Annotated in this window: 18 protein-coding genes; 6 read left to right on the forward strand and 12 right to left on the reverse strand. The window is 76.2% G+C overall.

The features are described from left to right. The first annotated feature begins 42 nt into the window (after positions 1-42). Positions 43-1,899: a diguanylate cyclase gene (locus Q1K26_RS26180; RefSeq protein ID WP_300018661.1), complete on the forward strand. Its 1,857-nt coding sequence runs from the start codon at positions 43-45 to the stop codon at positions 1,897-1,899. A gap of 39 nt (positions 1,900-1,938) precedes the next feature. On the opposite strand, the gene Q1K26_RS26185 is transcribed toward Q1K26_RS26180, so the two are convergent. After that, a complete protein-coding gene (locus Q1K26_RS26185; protein ID WP_300018664.1) occupies positions 1,939-2,700 on the reverse strand; it encodes a lysophospholipid acyltransferase family protein in 762 nt (253 codons plus the stop codon). A gap of 166 nt (positions 2,701-2,866) precedes the next feature. On the opposite strand from Q1K26_RS26185, the gene Q1K26_RS26190 reads away from it, so the two are divergent. Further along, positions 2,867-3,265 (forward strand): hypothetical protein, encoded by a 399-nt coding sequence (locus Q1K26_RS26190; protein ID WP_300018667.1) that lies wholly within the window; start codon positions 2,867-2,869, stop codon positions 3,263-3,265. A gap of 1 nt (position 3,266) precedes the next feature. Here the strand turns inward: Q1K26_RS26190 and Q1K26_RS26195 are convergent, their stop codons facing one another. Then, entirely contained in the window at positions 3,267-4,661 is a 1,395-nt protein-coding gene (locus Q1K26_RS26195; RefSeq protein WP_300018670.1) for an MFS transporter, read from the reverse strand. A gap of 56 nt (positions 4,662-4,717) precedes the next feature. Between Q1K26_RS26195 and Q1K26_RS26200 the strand changes: the two genes are divergently transcribed. Then, complete coding sequence (locus Q1K26_RS26200; RefSeq protein WP_300018673.1) at positions 4,718-5,257, forward strand: helix-turn-helix domain-containing protein; 540 nt, start codon at positions 4,718-4,720, stop codon at positions 5,255-5,257. On the opposite strand, the gene Q1K26_RS26205 is transcribed toward Q1K26_RS26200, so the two are convergent. From Q1K26_RS26205 to Q1K26_RS26230, 6 genes are all read right to left on the reverse strand, one after another. Beyond that, positions 5,254-6,198 carry an ROK family protein gene (locus Q1K26_RS26205; protein WP_300018676.1) on the reverse strand — a complete coding sequence of 315 codons (945 nt, stop codon included), beginning with the start codon at positions 6,196-6,198 and terminating at the stop codon, positions 5,254-5,256. The two genes, Q1K26_RS26200 and Q1K26_RS26205, sit on opposite strands and share 4 nt — an antisense overlap. Positions 6,199-6,226: 28 nt before the next feature. Then, positions 6,227-6,604, reverse strand: a complete 378-nt coding sequence (locus Q1K26_RS26210) for a hypothetical protein (protein WP_300018678.1) — start codon at positions 6,602-6,604, stop codon at positions 6,227-6,229. Between the two features lie 100 nt (positions 6,605-6,704). Further along, positions 6,705-7,928, reverse strand: coding sequence for an ArsA family ATPase (locus Q1K26_RS26215; RefSeq protein WP_300018681.1), 1,224 nt, complete (start codon positions 7,926-7,928; stop codon positions 6,705-6,707). A 22-nt stretch (positions 7,929-7,950) separates the two neighbouring features. After that, positions 7,951-8,391, reverse strand: coding sequence for an SRPBCC family protein (locus Q1K26_RS26220; protein ID WP_300018684.1), 441 nt, complete (start codon positions 8,389-8,391; stop codon positions 7,951-7,953). Between the two features lie 53 nt (positions 8,392-8,444). Beyond that, positions 8,445-9,242, reverse strand: coding sequence for a metallophosphoesterase (locus Q1K26_RS26225; protein WP_300018687.1), 798 nt, complete (start codon positions 9,240-9,242; stop codon positions 8,445-8,447). 138 nt (positions 9,243-9,380) lie between these two features. After that, on the reverse strand, positions 9,381-9,773 hold the full coding sequence (locus Q1K26_RS26230; RefSeq protein WP_300018690.1) for a polyketide cyclase / dehydrase and lipid transport: 393 nt from the start codon (positions 9,771-9,773) through the stop codon (positions 9,381-9,383). Positions 9,774-9,888: 115 nt separating this feature from the next. Here Q1K26_RS26230 and Q1K26_RS26235 point away from each other — a divergent pair, with 115 nt between their 5' ends. Further along, positions 9,889-11,697 carry a long-chain fatty acid--CoA ligase gene (locus Q1K26_RS26235; RefSeq protein WP_300018693.1) on the forward strand — a complete coding sequence of 603 codons (1,809 nt, stop codon included), beginning with the start codon at positions 9,889-9,891 and terminating at the stop codon, positions 11,695-11,697. Between the two features lie 36 nt (positions 11,698-11,733). Here Q1K26_RS26235 and Q1K26_RS26240 read toward each other — a convergent pair whose 3' ends face one another. The 4 genes from Q1K26_RS26240 to Q1K26_RS26255 form a co-directional block, all read right to left on the reverse strand. Then, positions 11,734-12,897 carry a glycosyltransferase family 4 protein gene (locus tag Q1K26_RS26240; protein ID WP_300018696.1) on the reverse strand — a complete coding sequence of 388 codons (1,164 nt, stop codon included), beginning with the start codon at positions 12,895-12,897 and terminating at the stop codon, positions 11,734-11,736. A 126-nt stretch (positions 12,898-13,023) separates the two neighbouring features. Then, entirely contained in the window at positions 13,024-14,070 is a 1,047-nt protein-coding gene (locus Q1K26_RS26245; RefSeq protein ID WP_300018699.1) for an NlpC/P60 family protein, read from the reverse strand. 248 nt (positions 14,071-14,318) lie between these two features. Next, positions 14,319-14,609: a hypothetical protein gene (locus tag Q1K26_RS26250; protein WP_300018702.1), complete on the reverse strand. Its 291-nt coding sequence runs from the start codon at positions 14,607-14,609 to the stop codon at positions 14,319-14,321. 105 nt (positions 14,610-14,714) lie between these two features. Then, complete coding sequence (locus tag Q1K26_RS26255) at positions 14,715-16,058, reverse strand: NYN domain-containing protein (RefSeq protein WP_300018705.1); 1,344 nt, start codon at positions 16,056-16,058, stop codon at positions 14,715-14,717. Positions 16,059-16,206: 148 nt separating this feature from the next. Here Q1K26_RS26255 and Q1K26_RS26260 point away from each other — a divergent pair, with 148 nt between their 5' ends. Continuing rightward, positions 16,207-17,922 carry a DEDD exonuclease domain-containing protein gene (locus Q1K26_RS26260; protein ID WP_300018708.1) on the forward strand — a complete coding sequence of 572 codons (1,716 nt, stop codon included), beginning with the start codon at positions 16,207-16,209 and terminating at the stop codon, positions 17,920-17,922. Between the two features lie 318 nt (positions 17,923-18,240). Further along, entirely contained in the window at positions 18,241-18,519 is a 279-nt protein-coding gene (locus Q1K26_RS26265) for an Lrp/AsnC ligand binding domain-containing protein (RefSeq protein ID WP_300018711.1), read from the forward strand. Positions 18,520-18,731 lie beyond the last annotated feature (212 nt).

Raw genomic sequence — 18,731 nt, forward strand, 5'->3', positions numbered from 1 at the left:
TGCCAGACCCGCACGTGGCCCGTCGCGGACTTCGGGGGGCCGATGACCGTCCAGGCGTACGAGCCCGCACCGACGCGCGTCCGCGCCGTGCTGGGGCCCCCGGTCGCGGTCGGGATCGTCGTGTTCGCGCTGGGCACGGCCGCGGTCCTGCTCGCCCCGAGGGGCACCGAGGTGGCCGCGTGGTGGCCCGCGGCCGGGGTCGCGGTCGCCGCCGTCGCCCTGAACACCGGGCGCTCGCGGCTGCTGATCCTGCTCACGGTCGCGCTGGCCGGCTTCGCCGCGAACCTCGCGGGCGGTCGGGGACCGGTGACGGCGGCGGCGTTCGCCCTCGCCAACACGGCCGAGGCGGCCGTCGCGGGCGCGCTGCTCACCCGCTCGGGCCCGCCGGTGCTGCGTACGCTGCCCGATCTCGCCCGGTTGTTCGCGGCTGCCGCGGCAGGCGCCGTGCTGGCCGCCGGCATCGCCGCCGGGGCGGTCGGGCTGCAGTCCGGCGGCGTGCCGTGGACGGTGTGGTGGTCGGTCGCCGCCGGACACGGTGCCGCGGTCGTGGTGCTGGTGCCGCTGGTCATGATCGTGCCCGCCCGGCCGGCCACGGTGCGGGCCCCCGAGGCGTTCGCGCTGTGGGCCGGCGTGATCGTCACGACGGTCGCGGTCTTCACCCTCCCGCTGCCGCTGACGTTCGTCCCGGTGGCGGTGCTGGTCGGCACCGGCCTGCGGCTCGGCGTCCGCACCGCGGCGGCGCAGCTCGTCGTGGTCGGCGTGCTGGTCGCGGGGCTCAGCGCGCTCGGATCCGGCCCCTTCGCCCAGGCGGGCCGGCTGCTCGGGCCCGGCACCACCGGGGCACTCGTCGCCGGGTTCCTGGCCGCGTGCGCCCTGGTCGTGCTCGCGCTGGCCGTCTCCGCCTCCCTGCGGGAGCGCGCCACCCGCGCGCTCGCCGACCAGCGGCTGTTCGAGCGGGCCGTGCTCGCCGCGAGCCCGGACGTCATCTTCGTCATCGATGTCCGGACGCGGTCCACCCTGTGGCTGTCCCGGACCCTGACCGAGCTGCTCGGTCACCGGCCCGAGGACGTCGTCGCGCTCGGCGGCGACGTGGCCGACGCGCTGGTGCACCCCGAGGACGTCGACCGGATGCGCGCCGTCGACGCCGCGGCGTGCCTGGTGGGCGACGGCGAGGTCCGCAAGCTGCGCCTGCGGACCCGGCACGGCGACGGCGGCTACCGCTGGATCTCGCGGCGTGTCACGCCGTTCGCCCGCGACACCGACGGGACCGTCACCCAGCTGCTGGGTGTGGCGCGGGACGTGACCGAGAACGTGGCGCTGGAGGAGCGCCTGGCCGCCGCCGCCCTGCACGACCCGCTCACCGGGCTGCCCAACCGCCGGTTGCTCACCGATCGTCTCGCCATCGCGCTGCATCGCAGCGCCCGCGGCCACTCCCCCGTGGCCGTGCTGTTCTGCGACCTCGACGGCTTCAAGCACGTCAACGACACGGCGGGGCACGTGGCGGGGGATGCGGTGCTGCGCGCGACCGCGAAGCGGCTGCGCGCCGTCCTGCGCCCCCAGGACACCGTCGCGCGGGTGGGCGGCGACGAGTTCGTGTGCGTGCTCGACGCGGCCCGGCGTACGGCGCCACCCGATCTCGCCGCCGCCGAGGCCCGCAGGCAGGCGCGGACGGTCGCGTGGCGCATCGTCGCCGCGGTGGCCCAGCCGGTCGATGTCGACGGCACCACCGTGCGCGTGTCGGTGAGCGTGGGGATCACGCTCGCCCGCGCGGGCGACGACCCCGGGTCCGCGCTGCGCGACGCGGACCGCGCGATGTACCGGGCGAAGGGGCGGGGCAAGGGCCGCCACGAGGAGTTCGACGAGCAGGCCCCGTGGCCGGTCGGCACGGTGGCGGGATAGTCGCTCACGGCCGGAGGCCGGTGTCGCGGGCGACGCGGCTCAGCTGGCGCGACTGTCCGGGATCGTCGGGGGGGAGGCGGGCGGGGGCGGCATCACGGCCGGATCACCGCCCGCCTTCGCGGCCTTGGCCGCACGTTCCTTCACCGACGCCGCGTACATGTCGACGTAGGTCTGACCGGACAGCTCCATCAGCGCGTACATGATCTCGTCGGTCATCGACCGCTCGATGAACCGGTCGCCCTCCATCCCGGCGTAGCGGGTGAAGTCCAGCGGCTCCCCCACGACGATCCGCACCTTGCGGGGGCGCCACATCCGCGACCCGATCGGGTTGACCCGGTCGGTGCCGATCATCGCGACCGGCACCACCGGCACCCCGGCCTCCAGGGTCATCCGGGCCACCCCGGTCTTGCCCTTGTAGAGCCGCCCGTCGGGCGAGCGGGTGCCCTCCGGGTAGATGCCGAGCAGCTTGCCGTCACGCAGCACCCGCACGGCGGTGTCCATCGCGTCGCGGGCGGCGGATCCGCCGGAGCGGTCGATCGGGATCTGCCCGACCCCGGTGAAGAAGGCCTTCTTGAGCCGCCCGACCAGGCCGGGCTGGGTGAAGTACTCCGCCTTCGCCGGGAACGTGATCCGGCGCGGCACCACGAGCGGCAGGACGAAGGAGTCGACGACGGCGAGGTGGTTGCTGGCGAGGATCGCTCCACCGGTCTCGGGGATGTTGTCCAGTCCGGTGATCGTGGGGCGGCAGAACAGCCGCAGCAGCGGACCGAGCAGCACGAACTTGGACCACCAGTACAGCACCTTGGCGTGCCCCCTTCACCGCGACGAGGCCAGCCTACGGACGGGCGGCGCGGCACGACAACGGGCCGCGCCGTCCACCGGTTCCGCACGGCGGCGGGGCGTGTCAGGATGGTCCCGACCCGCCGCGCACGCTCCCCGGCGGCGGGTGACGCGGTGAGGAGGTGCGGTGGACCGGGATCCCGACGAGCGACCGCACTCCGGCGAGGGTGTCGACGGCTTCGAGGCGATCGTGTCCGGGCTCCGCGGCGAGGGCGGGCTGCCCGAGTGGCCCGACGACGGCGTCGTGCGCCCCTACGCCCCCGCCCCCGCCCCCGCCGACGACGACCACTTCGTGCCCCCGGAGCCGCCACCCCTGCCGCGCATCGGGCCGCCGGCCGCGGTGGGCCTCGGACTGCTCCTGCTCGGCTTCGTCCTGGTCGCCGCACCGGGATGGGTGGGCGTGTCGGCCTCCTACGGCCTCCCGCTGGGCCTGCTGACCCTCGCCGCCGGACTGGGCTGGCTGGTGCTGCGTCTCTGGCCGTCCCCGCCGGGACCGGGCGACCGCGACGACGGTGCGGTGCTCTGACTCAGGGAGCCACCGCCCCGGGCACGCCGACCGGCGGGGTCCACCGCGCCTCGGCCCGCTGCACCGTCAGCACCACGGCGGCCCCGACGACGCACAGCGCGATCCCGGTCAGCACGGCGAGGTTCCACCCGGCGACCAGTCCGGCGGGTGACCCGGCGAGCGCCGTCACGACCGTCACCCCGAACGCCGCGCCGATGTAGCGGCTGGCGTTGTTGATCCCGCTGCCGGCACCGGCGCTGGCCGGCGGCACGCTCGCCACGGCCTCGCGGGCCAGCGTGGCGTTCATCAGGCCCGTCCCGACCCCCGCGACCATCAGCCCGGCGACGAGCTGCCCCACCGGGGTGGCCGTGGTCAGCACGGCGAGCGGGACGAGGCCCGCCGCGGTCACCAGCATCCCCGTGGCCAGCCGGGCCGCGCCGGAGAACCGCAGGGGGATCCGGCGGGCGAGCAGGGAGGTACCGGCGCTCACGACCGACCAGGCCAGCACGATCACCGCGGCGACGACCGCGGAGTGCTCCAGCCCGCTCTCCAGCACCGTCGACACGAACGACATCAGCGCGATGATCCCGGCCCCGGTCACGAACGCGGCGAACGTGGCCGAGACCAGCGCGGGCCGCCGGAACAGGCCCAGCTCCAGCATCGGCTCGCGCACCCGCGCCTGGTGGGCGAAGAAGGCGACCAGCCCGACCACGGCCCCGGCGAGCAGCACCGGCACCGCGCCGCTCCAGCCCTGCCTGCTCCCGGTGAGCGCCGCCAGCAGGCACCCCGTACCGGCCGCCAGCAGCAGCGCACCCGTGGCGTCGACGCGCCGGCCGCGACCGGACCGGGACTCGACCAGCAGCGCGCCCGCCGCGACGGCCAGCGCCCCGGCCAGCACGGTGAGCGCGACGTAGGCCCAGCGCCAGCTCGCGGCGGCGTCGAGCACCGAGCCGAGCAGCGGCCCGAGCGCCGGTCCGGCGCCCATGCAGGCCCCCCAGACACCGGTGGCGCGGGCCCGGTCCGCCGTCGCGGGGAAGGTGTAGCCGATGATCCCCAGGCCGCAGGAGATCACCGCGGCGGCGCCGACCCCCTGCAGCACGCGGCCCGCGACGAACGTCCAGGCCTCGGGGGCCGCCGCGCAGGCCGCCGAGCCGACCGCGAGCAGTGCGGCCCCGGCGACGAACACCCGGCGGCGCCCGATCTCGTCGCCGACCGCGCCCGAGACGAGCAGCGCGACGGCCAGCCCGAGGCTCATCGAGCTGAGCACCCAGGAGGCGGCCACCGGCGTCGCGCCGAGATGCCGCGTCAGCGACGGCACGATCGACAGCGGCGCGGTGAACGCCGTCATGGCGAGCAGCGTGCCGCCCGCGGTGACGGCGAGGGTGGCTCCCGGCCGCGAGGTGACCGTGCTGTTCATGCGGCGGACCGTAACACGGTGGTTCGGTCATTGAACTGTTGTGACACGATGGCCACATGGTGCTGCCCCGCGACTACACCGGCCAGCGCTGCTCGATGGCTCGGGCACTCGAGGTCGTGGGCGAGCGCTGGTCGCTGCTCGTCGTCCGCGACGCGTTCTTCGGGGTGCGCCGGTTCAGCGACTTCGCCCGCCATCTCGGGATCCCGCGCGCCGTGCTCGCCGAGCGGCTGGCACTGCTGGTCACCGAGGGGGTGCTGGCGCCGGTGCCGGGCCCGGGCCGCCGCTCGGAGTACGCCCTGACCGACAAGGGCCTCGCCCTGTGGCCGGTGCTCCGGGCGCTCGTCGAGTGGGGCGATGCCCACTACGCCCCCGGTGGCCCACCGCGCGTGTTCACCCACGTGGGGTGCGGGGGCGGCGTCGACCCGGCGGGCGGGTGTACGCGCTGCGGTGCGCCGGTGCCGGTGACGGAGACCGTGACCGCGCCCGGGCCGGGGTACGGCGGGCCCGGTCCCGACCCGGTCGGCGCGGCGCTGAGCGAGCCCCGCCCGCTGCTGCGCCCGCTGCCGGGCCACGAGCGGCGCTCGGACACCGCCTAGCGGCAGGCCCCGCGTGCCAGCCGCGCGGCCCCCACCACCGCGGCGGCGTCGCCGAGCTGGGCGGTGCGGATGCGGGCCAGCGGGCGGCGCCCGGCCCCGGTCAGGCACGCGGCGTAGTGCTCGCGGGCGTCGTCGAGGAACAGCGGCGCCGAGCCGGACACGCCGCCGCCGATCACCACGAGCTCCGGGTCGAACACGTCGGCCACCAGCGAGAGCCCCTCACCCAGCCAGTGGGCGAGCTCGGCCACCGCCGCGCAGGCGATCGGGTCGCCGTCCCGGGCGGCGGCGGCGCCCCGCCGGCCGGTGAGCTGGCCGGGGTCGTCCGCGACGAACCGCCGCAGCACCGGGGACCGGCCGGGATCGCGGGCCAGCAGCTCGACGGCCGTGGTGGCCAGTGCGGTGCCGCTGCAGTAGCGCTCCCAGCAGCCGGCCTTGCCGCACGGGCAGGGCCGCCCGCCGGGCACGACCCGCAGATGCCCCAGCTCCGGGGCCACCCCGTGCGCGCCCCGGTACAGCTCGCCGTCGAGCAGCAGCGCCGAGCCGATGCCGGTGCCCAGCGCGAGGAACACCACCGTCGACGGGCCCGCGGCGGCACCGTGGTGCCGCTCGGCCAGCGCGGCGGCGTTGGCGTCGTGCTCGACGACGACCGGCAGCCCGGTGCGCTCGGCGATCCGCTCGGCGACGGGCGCGTCGCGCCATGACAGGTGGGGTGCGAAGCGGACGCCGCGCCGGTCCGGGGTGACGAACCCGGCTAGCGCGAGGCCCGCGGCGGCCACCCGGTGCCGCGCGGCGACCTCACCGATCACGCGGGCGACGGTGGCCTCCAGCGCGGCCTCACCGCGCGGGGTGAGCGCACGGGCGGTGTCGAGGACCGCGCCGTCGGCGTCGACCACCCCCGCCCGGATGCTGGTGCCGCCGACGTCGACACCGACGGTCAGCACCTCGCGGCGCCCGTTCCGGCACCCGGCATCAGCACGACACCGGCCGCTCGATGCGGATGTGCTGGACGCGTCGCGGTGGCCGAGCCGGGTCCGGCCGGGCGGGCGGGGTCGGCGCGGGCGGTGGTGGCCACGCCGCGGGATCGCCCTCGTGCAGCGCGGCCTGGAGCACCGCCAGCAGGCCCGACGCGTGCTCGGCGAGCCGCACGGCCAGCTCCGGACGTTCCCCGCGCAGCAGCGCCACGAGCGCGCAGATCGGGCACACCGCGCAGGCCTCGGCGGACTGCGGCGCGCCCGGCTCGCTCCGGACCCGGTCGAGCACGGGACCGAGCCGGTCGAGCGCGAGTACGGCGACGGCGCGCAGCTCGGTGCCCAGCCCCGCGTGCGTGCCGCAGCCGGGGCCGGTCATCGCCGTCCCCCGCCGGGCCCGGCCGACCGCGCCGGGGTGCCGCACCGGCGGGCCCGGGCCTGCGCGGCGACGCCGGTGACGGGACGGGTCACGGCCCGCCTCATCGGGTCCACACCGCGCGGTCGGGGGTGAACACGATGCACAGGTCGTCCCCGACGAGCCGGGCGCCGGTCACCTCGCAGCGCTGCAGCACCGACGGGAGCGCCACCATGCGCCGCGTGCCGCCCGCGGTGACGGCCAGCTCGTCGCCGACGCGGGACAGGTCCAGCGGTGCGTCGGCCGCCCCGGGCAGGTGCAGGACCAGCTCGAACTCCGACTCGGCCGAGGTGCCGGTGCCCGCGGTGCGCCGCACCTGCAGCAGCGGCGCGCCGTCGGCGCCGGGAGCGGCGGGGTCGGTGTCGCCGTAGAGGCCGTGGGCGATGTCGAGCAGCGCGGGGACGCCGGTGGGCTCGGCGGCGGTGTAGCGCGCCATCCGGATCGGCAGCGCCATGCCGCCGAGGTCGGACAGGACGGCCTGCTGCTCGGTGTGCCGCTCCCGCAGCCAGCGCGCGGCGGGCCCGCGCAGCGATGGCGGCGGCCCGGGCATGATCCGGTTGACCACCAGGTCGTCGACGCGCAGGCCGTGCAGCGCGAGCGCGGTGATGGTGCGGCGGGTCTCCGCGGCCACCACCCGTTCCGGGGTGAGCACCAGCCGGATCGAGGTGCGCGTGTGGTCGCCGAGCATGGTGCGCAGGCCGGTGAGGTCCTCGGCGAGCTCGTCCAGGGCCGTGATCGTGGCCTCCCACGCGGGCAGCGCCTCCTTGCCGCCCGGCGCGAGCCCGGCCAGCATCCCGCGCACGGCCCGGCGGTGGGCGGGGAACAGCCGCTCCAGGTAGCCGGACACCGCCTCGGGCAGGCCGAGCAGGCGCAGCGTCTCCGCGGTGGGCCCGCAGTCGACGACGACGACGTCCCAGCCCCCGGTGTCGGCGGCGCGGCGCACCTCGCCGAGCGCGAGCAGGTCCTCCACCCCCGGCAGCACCGTCAGCTCGTCGGCCACCAGCTCGTCGACACCCGCACCCGCGAGGACGGTGCGCAGGTGGCCCTGCAGCGTGCCCCAGCTCCTGTCGAGCAGCGCGCGGGTGTCGATGTGCTGTGCCGACAGCCGTTCGCCGATCTCCACGGGCTCGCCCCCGAGATCGGCTTCGAGCGCGTCACCGAGGGAGTGGGCGGGGTCGGTGGAGACCACGAGCGCGCTGCGGCCCGACCGCGCCAGGTGGGCGGCCGTCGCGGCGGCGAGGGTGGTCTTGCCGACGCCACCCTTGCCGGTGAACAGGACGACGCGCACGAGCCGCAGGGTATCTGCCTGCTCAGCCGGCGCTCTCGACCCGTCGCTTCAGGCCCTTCAGCGCCGTGTCGATGATCACTTTCTCGGCCTTCCGGCGCAGCATGCCGATCATCGGGATGTTCAGGTCGACGGCCAGCGAGTACGTGACCGTGGTGCCCGCGGCGCCGCCGGTGAGCGTGTACGAGCCGTCCTGCGCCTTCTGCATCTGGCCCTTGACCAGCGTCCAGCGCACCGCGCGGCCGTCGTCGGCCCACGTGTAGTCCAGCGTGTAGGAGTCCTTGATCGGGCCGGCGTCCATGGTGAAGCGGACGCGGGCGGGCGGGCCGCCTGCTCCGGGTTCGAGCACCTCGACGCTCTTCACCTGCTCGGCCCACTCGGGGTAGGACTCGAAGTCGGCGATCACGGCCATCACCTGCTCCGGCGGGGCGGCGATGTCGATCGATGAGGTGGTCGCGGCGGCCATGGGCGAAGGTTACCGAAGGGTCGCTTGCGGGCCCGTCGACGGCACGGCCGGTGTCACCACCGCAGCACGTAGGGCGCGCCGGTGCGCCGGAAGTGTCCGACGTTGACGCATTCGGTGGGCCCGACCCGCACCCGCGCGGCCAGCGGCTGGTGCACGTGACCGAACAGCGCGGCCCGGGGCCGGTGCTCGGCGACGGCCCGCAGCAGTGCGGGGGACCCGGACTCCGCGTGTCGCGACACCACGTCGTAGGCGAGGTCGGGCACGGCGGGGGGCGCGTGGCTGCACAGCACGTCGTAGCCGGTCAGCGCGGCGACGGAGGCCTCGAACTCGGGCAGGCGCAGCAGGTTGGGCCGCCACGGCCCGCCCACCCGCGGCTCGACGCCCGCGGGCAGTGGCACCCCGCCGACGAACCCGAACCGCAGCCCGCCGATCGTCACCACCCGCCCGTCGACCGCGGTGACCGGGTCGCGGACGAACTCCGGCCACAGCTCGGGCAGGTCGACGTTGCCGGGGATGGCGTAGGTCGGGAGCCCCACCGTCTCCAGGGCCCCGAACAGCTGCGCGTACTGCTCGCGCACCGCGTCGGCGACGACCGCGGGCGGGTCCGGGACGTGCGACCAGGCCTCCCGGGCGAACGCCATCAGCTCGCCGGGCCGCCCGTTCGACCGGATGGCGGCGAACCGGGCCCCGACCTCCGCCCCCAGCACCCGTCCGATGATGCCGCGCTCGGGGTGCTGGTAGTCGGCGAACTCGATGAGGTCGCCCAGCACGATCAGGGCGTCGGCGCCGTCCCCGGCCCGCGCGAGCGCCTCGGCGTTGCCGTGCACGTCGGAGACCACGTGCACGCGCATGCGGTCACCATAGTGCGGCCGCCGCGGGCCCCACGGATCACTCCCGCGCGACACCGACGCCGGGCCCCTCCGGTCGTCGTGATCAGCGGTTCCGGGACACGGCCTGCGGATACACAGCTCATGTCCCGGATGTGGCGATCATGCGGGCGGCTCCCCCGGCGCCCGCCCCGCCTCCAGCCGGTCCTTGCAGGCGAACGCGACGGCCTTCGCGGCGCGCTGGCGCCTGCGTGCCTCGGCGGCCCCGCGCCGCGGTGGAGCGGGATCGGGGCGGCCGTCGCGGCCGGGCGGGTCGGCGCGCAGGAAGTAGTGCAGCACCGTGCCGTCCAGCACCGGTTCCAGCCACACCTCCATGCTGCCGACGAGCGCGCCGCGCACGGTCCAGCGCACGCCCTGCGCGCCGCGGTCGGTGTCGATCTCCAACCGCAGGTCGGGCCACCATCTGCGCCACTGCGCGGGCGTCGCGAACTCCGCGGCCACCACGGCGGGAGGCACGGCCAGGAACGTCTCGTCCACCACGTCGACCGACGGCACCGGACCAGCGTCCCCGACGTTCGCGAAACGGGCGAAACCGGATCGACGGGGACCTCCCCTTTCGGGGGACCGGACGGTAGGTTGCGGCGAGCGACAGTCGAGGAGGTCTGGTCACGTGCGCGAGTACAGCGTTCCCGCCACCATCACCGTGGGTGACGAGGAGAATCTCGTCGACGCGGTGTTCGACACCGCGACGAACCACCCCGAGACGGTGTCCTACCGGCGGCGGGGAGAGGACGGCACGTGGTCGGAGGTCTCGGCGACGCAGTTCGCCGCCGAGGTCACCGCAGTGGCGCAGGGGCTGATCGCAGCGGGCGTCGCGGCAGGCGACCGGGTGGCGCTGCTCTCGCGCACCCGCTACGAGTGGACGCTGATCGACTACGCGATCCTGGCCGCGGGCGGGATCACCGTCCCGATCTACGAGACGTCCTCGGCCGAGCAGATCGGCTGGATCCTCTCCGACTCCGGCGCGAAGGTCATCGTCGTCGAGAACGCCAAGCACGTGGCGCTCGTGACCGAGACCGGCGCCGACGTCGCGGTGCACGTGATCGAGCCCGACTCCGGCGACGGCGCGATCGCCGCCCTCACCGCGCAGGGCGCCGACGTGCCCGCCGACGAGGTGCACGCGCGGCGGCGGGCCGTCCGGTCCGACGACCTGGCCACGCTCATCTACACCTCGGGCACCACCGGTCGCCCCAAGGGCTGCGAGCTCACCCACCGCAACCTGCTCACCGAGTGCCGGGCCGCGGGAGAGGCGTTCCCCGAGCTGCTGACCGCGGGCGGCTCGGTGCTGCTGTTCCTGCCGATGGCGCACGTGTTCGGCAAGGTCATCCAGTGCGGCGCCACCTACACGCGCACCACCGTCGGGCACACCGCGAACATCGCGAACCTGGTGCCCGACCTGGGCTCGTTCCAACCCACGTTCCTGCTCGCCGCGCCCCGGGTGTTCGAGAAGGTCTACAACTCGGCGCGCCAGCGGGCCCACGACGACGGCAAGGGCCGGATCTTCGACCTCGCCGCGGACACCGCCATCGCGTGGTCGAAGGCGCATGACGCCGGTGGCCCCGGCATCGCGCTGCGCGCCAAGCACGCCCTGTTCGACAAGCTGGTCTACGGCAAGCTCCGCGCCGTCGTCGGCGGGCAGGTGCGGGCCGCGGTCTCCGGCAGCGCCCCGCTCGGCGCCCGGCTGGGCCACTTCTTCCGCGGTGTCGGCATCCCGATCCTGGAGGGCTACGGCCTCACCGAGACCTCCGCGGGCATCACCGTCAACACGCTGGGGGCCACCCGTATCGGTTCGGTCGGCCGCCCGATGCCCGGCCACGCCGTTCGCATCGCCGACGACGGCGAGATCATGCTCTCCGGACCGATCGTCTTCCGCGGCTACTGGCACAACGAGCAGGCCACGAAGGAGGCGCTCGAGGACGGCTGGTTCCACTCGGGCGACATCGGCGAGCTCGACGACGCCGGCTTCCTCACGATCACCGGGCGCAAGAAGGAGATCATCGTAACGGCGGGGGGCAAGAACGTCGCCCCCGCGGTGCTCGAGGACCGGCTGCGCGCGCACCCGCTGATCAGCCAGTGCATGGTCGTCGGCGACGCCCAGCCGTTCATCGCGGCGCTGGTCACCGTCGACCCCGAGGCCCTGCCCGGCTGGCGCGAGCGCAACGGGAAGCCGGCGGGCGACGGCGCCGCCGACCTCGTGGACGACCCCGACCTGCGCGCCGAGATCGCGGCCGCGGTCGAGGAGGCCAACAAGGCGGTGTCGCGTGCCGAGCAGATCCGGGAGTTCCGGATCCTGCCCGTCGACTTCACCGAGGCCGGCGGCGAGATGACGCCGACGCTGAAGGTCAAGCGCCAGGTCGTGGCCACGATCTACGCCGACGACATCGCGGCGATCTACGCGAAGACCTCGGCGAACGCCTGACCACGTCCCGCTCGCCGCGGCCGGCCGGCTAGCAAGCTAGCCGACACCGGTCCGGCCCGGGCTCGGTCCGTGCAGGAGGCCGGACAGCTGGGCCACCCGGGCCGACCAGCTCCACTGCTCGCGCATCCACGCCCGGCCCGCCGCACCCATGGCGGCGGCGCGGTGCGGGTCGGTGAGCAGCCCGGCCAGAGCCTCGTCGACGGCCCGGGGGTCCCGGCCGTCGACGACGCGGCCGGTGGTGCCGTCGCGCACGGTCTCCGGGGCGCCGCCGGAGGTGCCGACGACGACCGGCAGCCCGCACGCCGCGGCCTCCAGCGCCACGATGCCCAGCCCCTCGATGTCCAGCCCGCCCGCCCGCGTGCGGCACGGGAGAGCGAACACGTCGCCCGCGGCGTAGTACGCGGGCAGGTCGGCGCCGGGCACCGCCCCGGCGAACACCACCGCACCCGGCGCGGCGGGGGCGACGGCCCGGGCAGCGAGGCCCCGGAGCCGCGGCGCGTCCGGGCCGTCGCCGACGATGAGCAGGCGGACCCCGGGCACCCGCTCGCGCAGCCGCGGCACAGCCCGGACGAGCACGTCCTGACCCTTGCGCGGCACCAGCCGGGACACGCACACCACCACGGGGGCCGCCCCGAGCCCGAACCGGTGCCGGACCCGGGCGCGCCCGTCCGGGTCGGGCGCGAAGCGTCGCGTGTCGATCCCGCTCGGCAGGTGCTCCAGTGCGGCGAGGGGGCCGAACGCCGCCGCCACCCGGCCCCGGGTGTGCCGGGAGATCGTCGTGAGGGCGTCCGCGTCGGCACCGATGCGGCGCAGGACGTGCCGGGCACCGGGCAGCATCGACCAGCCCACCTCGTGCCCGTGGGTGCTCGCCACCACCCGCTCGACGCCGGCGTGGCGTCGCAGCCACGGCCCGAGCAGCGCCAGCGGTGCCGAGGCGCCGAACCACACGGTGCGGGCGCGGTGTTCCCGGACGAGCCCGGCCGCCCGGCGGGCGACGGAGGGGCCGGGCAGCATCAGCGACGTCGGGTGCCGGACCACCGGATGCGGGAACGCGGCGTCGAACTCCCGGTCGCCGGGCCAGGCCGGCGCGTACACCACGAGCTCACCCGGGGCCAGCCGCTCGGTGAGGGCGTGCAGGTAGGTCTGGATGCCGCCGGTACGGGGTGGGAAGTCGTTGGTGACCAGCAGCGTGCGCGGCACCGGTCGACGGTAGCCGGGACGGCCCCGTGGCACTCCGAAGGGTCGAACCGTCCGGTGGGAGATCGGGCGGCGGCCGGCGTCTCCGTCCGGCCGCCGCCCATTCCCGGGGAGCGGACGTGGTCTGGGCTACAGGCGGCGGGCGCCCGCGAAGTCCCGCCCGGAGATGGAGGCGTACTTCACGACGTCCCCCGTCTGCGGCGAGTTGATCATGGTGTCGTTGTCGACGGCGATGCCGACGTGGCTGACCGGGCTGTAGAAGAACACCAGGTCCCCGGCGCGGACGTCGTCGCGCGACACGGCCTGGCCGACCCTGGCCTGCTGGCTCGACGAGCGCGGCAGCGTGATGCCGGCCTCGGCGAACGCCCAGGACGTGAGCCCGGAGCAGTCGAAGCTGCCGGGACCCTCCGCGCCCCACTTGTAGGGCATCCCGAGCCGCGTGATCGCGGCGTTGAGCGCCTCGACCCCGGCCCCGCTCCCGGCGACCGGCCCGTCCGGGCCGCCCGCGCCGGGTCCGGCCCGGTCCGCACGCTGCTGCGGGCTGAGCCGCTCCAGCAGGCGCTCGGCCTCGTCGATGCGGATCTCCGCCTCGCGCTTGCGGGCCTCGAGGTCCTGCGCGGCGAGCGCGGCCGCCTCGACGGCCGCCGCGGCGCGGGCCGCGGCCGCGTCGGCCTCACCCTGGGCGGCGTCGGTGTCGTTCACCACGGCCAGCAGCTGGTCGAGCACGATCTCCTGATCGGAGGCCAGCAACTCCAACGCCGACATCTGGTCCAGGAAGTCCTGGGGCGACCCGCTGCCGAGCAGGGCGTTGAACTGGTCGAGGTTGCCGCCCTCGAAGGTGGACATCGCGAACACGTCGATCTGCCGGCGGAACTGCTCCTCCGCGTCCCGGGCGGACTCGACCGCCAGCCGGGCCGGTTCGACGGCGGCCTGCATCTCGGCGGCCTCGGACTCGCGGGCGGTCAGCTCGTCCTTCGCGGCGTGCCACTGCTCGGTGAGCACCTCCGCGTCGCGCTGCACCTGCTCGAGCGCGGCGGCGGCGTCCTCGGCGTTGTCGGCGGGCGGGGCGGGTTGGGCGAGCGCCGGGACGGCTCCGAGGCCGAGGCCGAGCAGCCCGGCCAGCAGCACCGCCACCACCACGGACGGGCCCGAACGACCCACTCGAGGCGAGACCACGCGAACGCTTCTCCTTCGTCTCCCACCCGACTGTCCCGATCGGCGCAACGCGCAGGACCGAACGGACTAACGGGCAGTGACCTTGCGTCGCCAATCGCGGTCGAATGGCTGACGTTGCCGCAAGGCCTCGCGGAGATTACGGAGACCGGCCCGACCCGTAAAGCCACCCGCGCGGCCGGCACGCCGGATCCCTGGCGTCGCGTCCACGGCGTCCCGACCAGCGACAACCGTACGATAACACCGTCATGTCACACAGCGTCACGCTCGTGATGCGCTGCGTCGCCGGGGGCGGCAGCTCGTCGCGGGACGGCGGCCACCAGCCGCAATCTCGGCACGAGGCCTTGATCCGCCAGCACATCGAGCGCGCGGCGCTCCGGTGCGTCGAGCTGCACCGTGGACGCGCCGGGCGGTCCGCCGGGAGCCGGTTCGTCCGGGGCCGACGGGCGCTGCGGCACCCCCGGCACGCCGAGCAGCACCCCGATCACGCACTCCCCGCAGGCGTTCCCGCGGACCTCGCAGCTGTCGCAGTCGACGATCATGTTCTACTCCCGGCGGGCATCGGTGGTCCCATCACCGCGAGACGTTAGGACCGACCCCCGACATTCTCGGGTCGTCGTCGTCGTCGCCGCCGCCGCGGCGGTCGGTCATCCGCGCGCGATCCGGGTCAGCAACGCCGCCGACGGCAGCGTGTACGCGCCGCGTCGCTGCACCGACCGGACCACCGCCACGTCCGAGGTGGCCACCAGGACCGGGCGGCCCTCGGGCTCCGCGGCCACGAGCGAGCGGATCACGTCGTCGGCGATGACGCCCGGGTCGCTGAACAGCACGCGCAGCCCCCGGGAACCGCGGATCGGCGCGGCCACCACGCCGGCGCCGTCGAAGACGACGGTGACCTCGACCCCGGTGCGCGCGGCCAGTGCGGCCAGCTGGCCGACCAGCCGCGTGCGCTGGTCGGCCAGCGTCAGCTCCGGATCGCCGGTCTTGCTGACGTTGTAGCCGTCGACGATCAGGTGGACGGTCGGCACGGCGAGCAGCGCGTCCAGGGCGGCGGGCCCGTCGACCGGGCCGCCGCCCGCCGCGGCCGCGGCCCCGGTGACCAGGTCACCGGGCCGCGGGCCGCCCCCACCGAGCGCGAGCTCGCGCCGCAGCCCCGCCACGGCGCCACCGAGCGTGTCGACGAGCAGCCCGAGGCGCACCTCGTCGGACCGGCGGGCCTCGCGGGCCGCCTGTCGCGCCGCCGCGACCTCGGTGCCCGCCCGGTCTGCGCGCCGCCGCTCGGCCTCCGCCCGCTCGCGCTCCCGGTCGCGCTCGGCGTGCGCGTCGGCGAGATCCGCCGCGGCCGCGCGGCGCTGGTCGGCCAGCTCCTCCTCGGCGGCCGCCCGCCCGTCCAGCGCAGCCCGCAGCGTGGCGCCCTGCTCGGACACCCGGCGGCGCAGCTGCTGGTACTCCGCGTCGCGGTGCTCGACCGCCGTGCGCGCCTGCTCGCGCACCTCGCCGAGCTCGCCGCGCAGCCGCTCCAGCTCGGCGGTCAGCTTGTCCACCCGCGACAGCGCCGCGTCCCGCTCGGCGCGCAGCTCCACGACGTCACCGCGGCGGGCCGCCGCCTCGACCGCCTCGGCGGCCGCCGGGTCCCCGGCGAGGACCGCGGCGGCGGCCACGGTGAGCGGGTCGTCCGCCGTGGGGGTCAGCTCGCCGGGGCGGTGCTCCTCCCACCAGGCGACGACCGCGGCCCGGAACGCCGCCGACGACGCCAGCTCGGCGATCAGCGCGGGCCCCCCGAGCCGGGCACGCTTGGCCGGGGTGAACCGGGCCAGGCGGCGCAGCGGGACCGGCACCTCCTTCTCCGCCATCCCACCGACCGCCGTGGCCGCAGCGTCGGCGAGACGCGAGCGCACCGCGTCGGGCAGCCGGTCCCATTCGACGGCCGGACCCGCGGTCGGGTCGGGGTCGCCCGGGGTGGGGGGCGAGCCGTCGGACGTCGCGGACATCGCACCAGGCTATCGGCGTCGCGGGCGGGCGTACCGGCGGCGCGGTGACCGGATCGCCGGATCGGCCCCACCCCGGGGTACCGCGCCGGCGAGTGGGCGAACTGATGTTCGACCGACCCTGTCGGGGGTCGCCCCTAGCGTGACGCCCGTGACCGCTCCCCCGGCCCAGCTCTCGTTCGACGAGCTGGGCACCCCGCTGCGCGAGGTGACGTTCGTCGTGCTCGACCTGGAGACCACCGGCGGCTCCGCGCAGCGCGACTCGATCACCGAGATCGGGGCGTTCAAGGTGCGCGGCGGCGAGCGGATCGGCGAGCTGTCGACCCTGGTCGACCCGGGCGTCGGCATCCCGCCGGGGATCGTGGCGCTGACCGGCATCACCACCGCCATGGTGCAGAGCGCACCGCCGCTGCCCGCGGTGCTCCCCGCGCTGCTGGAGTTCCTGCGCGGGTCGGTGCTGGTGGCCCACAACGCCCCGTTCGACTCCGGGTTCCTGCGCGCGGCGTGCGAGCGCCACGGGCACGCCTGGCCCCGCCCGCCCGTGCTGTGCACCGCCCGGCTGGCCCGTGCCGTGCTCACCCGCGACGAGGCACCGAGCGTGCGGCTGGGCGCGCTCGCCCGGCACTTCGGCACCGCCACCACGCCCGACCACCGCGCGCCCGCCGACGCGGCCGCCACCGTCGAGGTGCTCCACCACCTGCTGGAGCGCATCGGCAACCTCGGGGTCCAGAGCCTCGAGGAGCTGCTGGCCATGGCCCGCGACTCCGCGCCGCACCGGCCCACCACCGCGCAGCGGCGCAAGCGGGTCCTCGCCCGCGGGGTGCCCTCGGCGCCGGGGGTGTACCTGTTCCGCGGGGCGCGCGACGAGGTGCTCTACGTCGGCACCAGCGGTGACCTGGCCCGCCGGGTCCGCAGCTACTTCACCGCGGGCGAGCGCCGTCGCCGGGTGCGCGACATGGTCACGCTCGCCGAGCGGGTCGAGACCGTCGTCTGCGCCCACGCGCTGGAGGCGTCCGTGCGCGAGCTGCGCCTGATCGCCGCGCACCGGCCGCGCTACAACCGCCGCTCCCGCAACCCGCACCGCGGCTGGTGGGTCGCCACCACGGTCGAGCCGTTCCCCCGGCTCACCGTCGTCACCACGCCGCGCGAGGGGGCGCTGGGCCCGTTCGGCTCCCGGCGCGCCGCGACCACGGCGGCCGAGACCCTGCTCGACGCCGTGCCGCTGCGCGGCTGCACCCTGCGCATCCCTGCCCGGGGCGGCACGGCCGGCCCGTGCGTGCTGCACGGGCTGGGCCGCTGCGGCGCGCCGTGCGCGGGCCTGCAGTCCGTGGACGAGTACGCGCCCGCCGTCCACGCGCTGACGCGGCTGGTGGAGGGGCGCGACGCCACGGCGATCGGGCGGCTCGCCGACGTTGTGGACGCCCTCGCCGCGCGGGAGCGCTTCGAGGACGCCGCCCGCCGCCGGGACCGGCTGGCGGGGCTGATCACCGCGCTGGCCCGCACCCAGCGCCTCGCCGCGCTGGCCGCCGTCGAGGAGCTGGTGGGCGCGCGACCGGACGGCCGGGGCGGCTGGGAGGTGGCGGTGCTGCGCCACGGCCGCCTCGCCGCCGCCGGTGTCGCCCCGCGCGGCACCCCTCCGATGCCGGTCATCGACGCCCTGCGGCTGGGCGCCACCACCGTCCTCACCGGTCCCGGCCCGCTGCACGGCGCACCGCCCGAGGAGGTACGACTGCTGCACCGCTGGCTGGCCACCGGCGGCACCCGCCTCGTGCACGGGCACTGGGCCGAACCCGCCCGGGGAGCCCCGTCCTGGGAGGCGTGGGCCGCCCGCGCCCGGCCGCTGGAGGTGGTGCACGACCGACTATGAGGATGCGGGCCGGCCGGGCCGGGCGACACCGCGGTCGCAGATCCTCCCGCCCGTCGCAGACCAACCGGCCCGTCGCAGGTCCTCCCGTCCGTCGCAGGTCCTCCCGTCCGTCGCAGGGGCTGCACCCGCTGCGACGAGCAGGTGGGTCTGCGACCACCACCGGGCGGTGGCCACACCGGCCGCCGCCGTTCCCCCCGCCCCCGCGCGCCCCGGGCACCGCGCCCGGTCGGGTCCGGGCATGATCGGGCCGCGGCCGAGGGGATACCGTCACGTCTCGTCCGGAGCGCCCGCCGTCCCGCCACCCCACAGGAGTCCCCCGTGATCACCGCGATCGTCCTGGTGCGTACCGCCGCCGACCGCATCCCCGAGACGGCGCAGGCCATCGCCGACCTCGACGGGGTCAGCGAGGTCTACTCCTGCGCCGGCGACGTCGACCTGATCGCCATGGTCCGGGTCGCCGAGCACGACCAGCTCGCCGACGTGATCGCCGGGCGGATGAGCAAGGTCGACGGGGTCGTGCACACCGACACCCACATCGCCTTCCGCTCCTACTCCCGGGCGGACACCGAAGCGACCTTCTCCGCCGGCCTGGACTGAACCGCACCGAGCCCAACGTGCGTCCGGCCCGGTCACACCCGACCGGTGTGGGCGGCGGGCACGGGCCGACGACCGCCTCGGGCCGGCTGCCTACCCTCGTTCGGCCGGCGATGATCGGCGGTTCGGAACACGCAGCGCGCTCGGCCACGTCTCCGGGTTCCCCTCCGTCGATCATGGGTCGCCGGTCCACAGCCACCGGCGCCCACCGTGCC

It is taken from the genome of Pseudonocardia sp., from assembly GCF_029263155.1.
In the GTDB taxonomy this organism is placed as follows: Bacteria; Actinomycetota; Actinomycetes; order Mycobacteriales; family Pseudonocardiaceae; genus Pseudonocardia.

Bases quoted from the DNA above. Each gene is read 5' to 3' on its own strand.
- Q1K26_RS26255 (WP_300018705.1), bottom strand. From the start codon at position 16,058: ATGTCCGCGACGTCCGACGGCTCGCCCCCCACCCCGGGCGACCCCGAC.
- Q1K26_RS26220 (WP_300018684.1), bottom strand. From the start codon at position 8,391: ATGGCCGCCGCGACCACCTCATCGATCGACATCGCCGCCCCGCCGGAG.
- Q1K26_RS26200 (WP_300018673.1), top strand. From the start codon at position 4,718: ATGGTGCTGCCCCGCGACTACACCGGCCAGCGCTGCTCGATGGCTCGG.
- Q1K26_RS26225 (WP_300018687.1), bottom strand. From the start codon at position 9,242: ATGCGCGTGCACGTGGTCTCCGACGTGCACGGCAACGCCGAGGCGCTC.
- Q1K26_RS26195 (WP_300018670.1), bottom strand. From the start codon at position 4,661: ATGAACAGCACGGTCACCTCGCGGCCGGGAGCCACCCTCGCCGTCACC.
- Q1K26_RS26250 (WP_300018702.1), bottom strand. From the start codon at position 14,609: ATGATCGTCGACTGCGACAGCTGCGAGGTCCGCGGGAACGCCTGCGGG.
- Q1K26_RS26180 (WP_300018661.1), top strand. From the start codon at position 43: ATGACCGTCCAGGCGTACGAGCCCGCACCGACGCGCGTCCGCGCCGTG.
- Q1K26_RS26210 (WP_300018678.1), bottom strand. From the start codon at position 6,604: ATGACCGGCCCCGGCTGCGGCACGCACGCGGGGCTGGGCACCGAGCTG.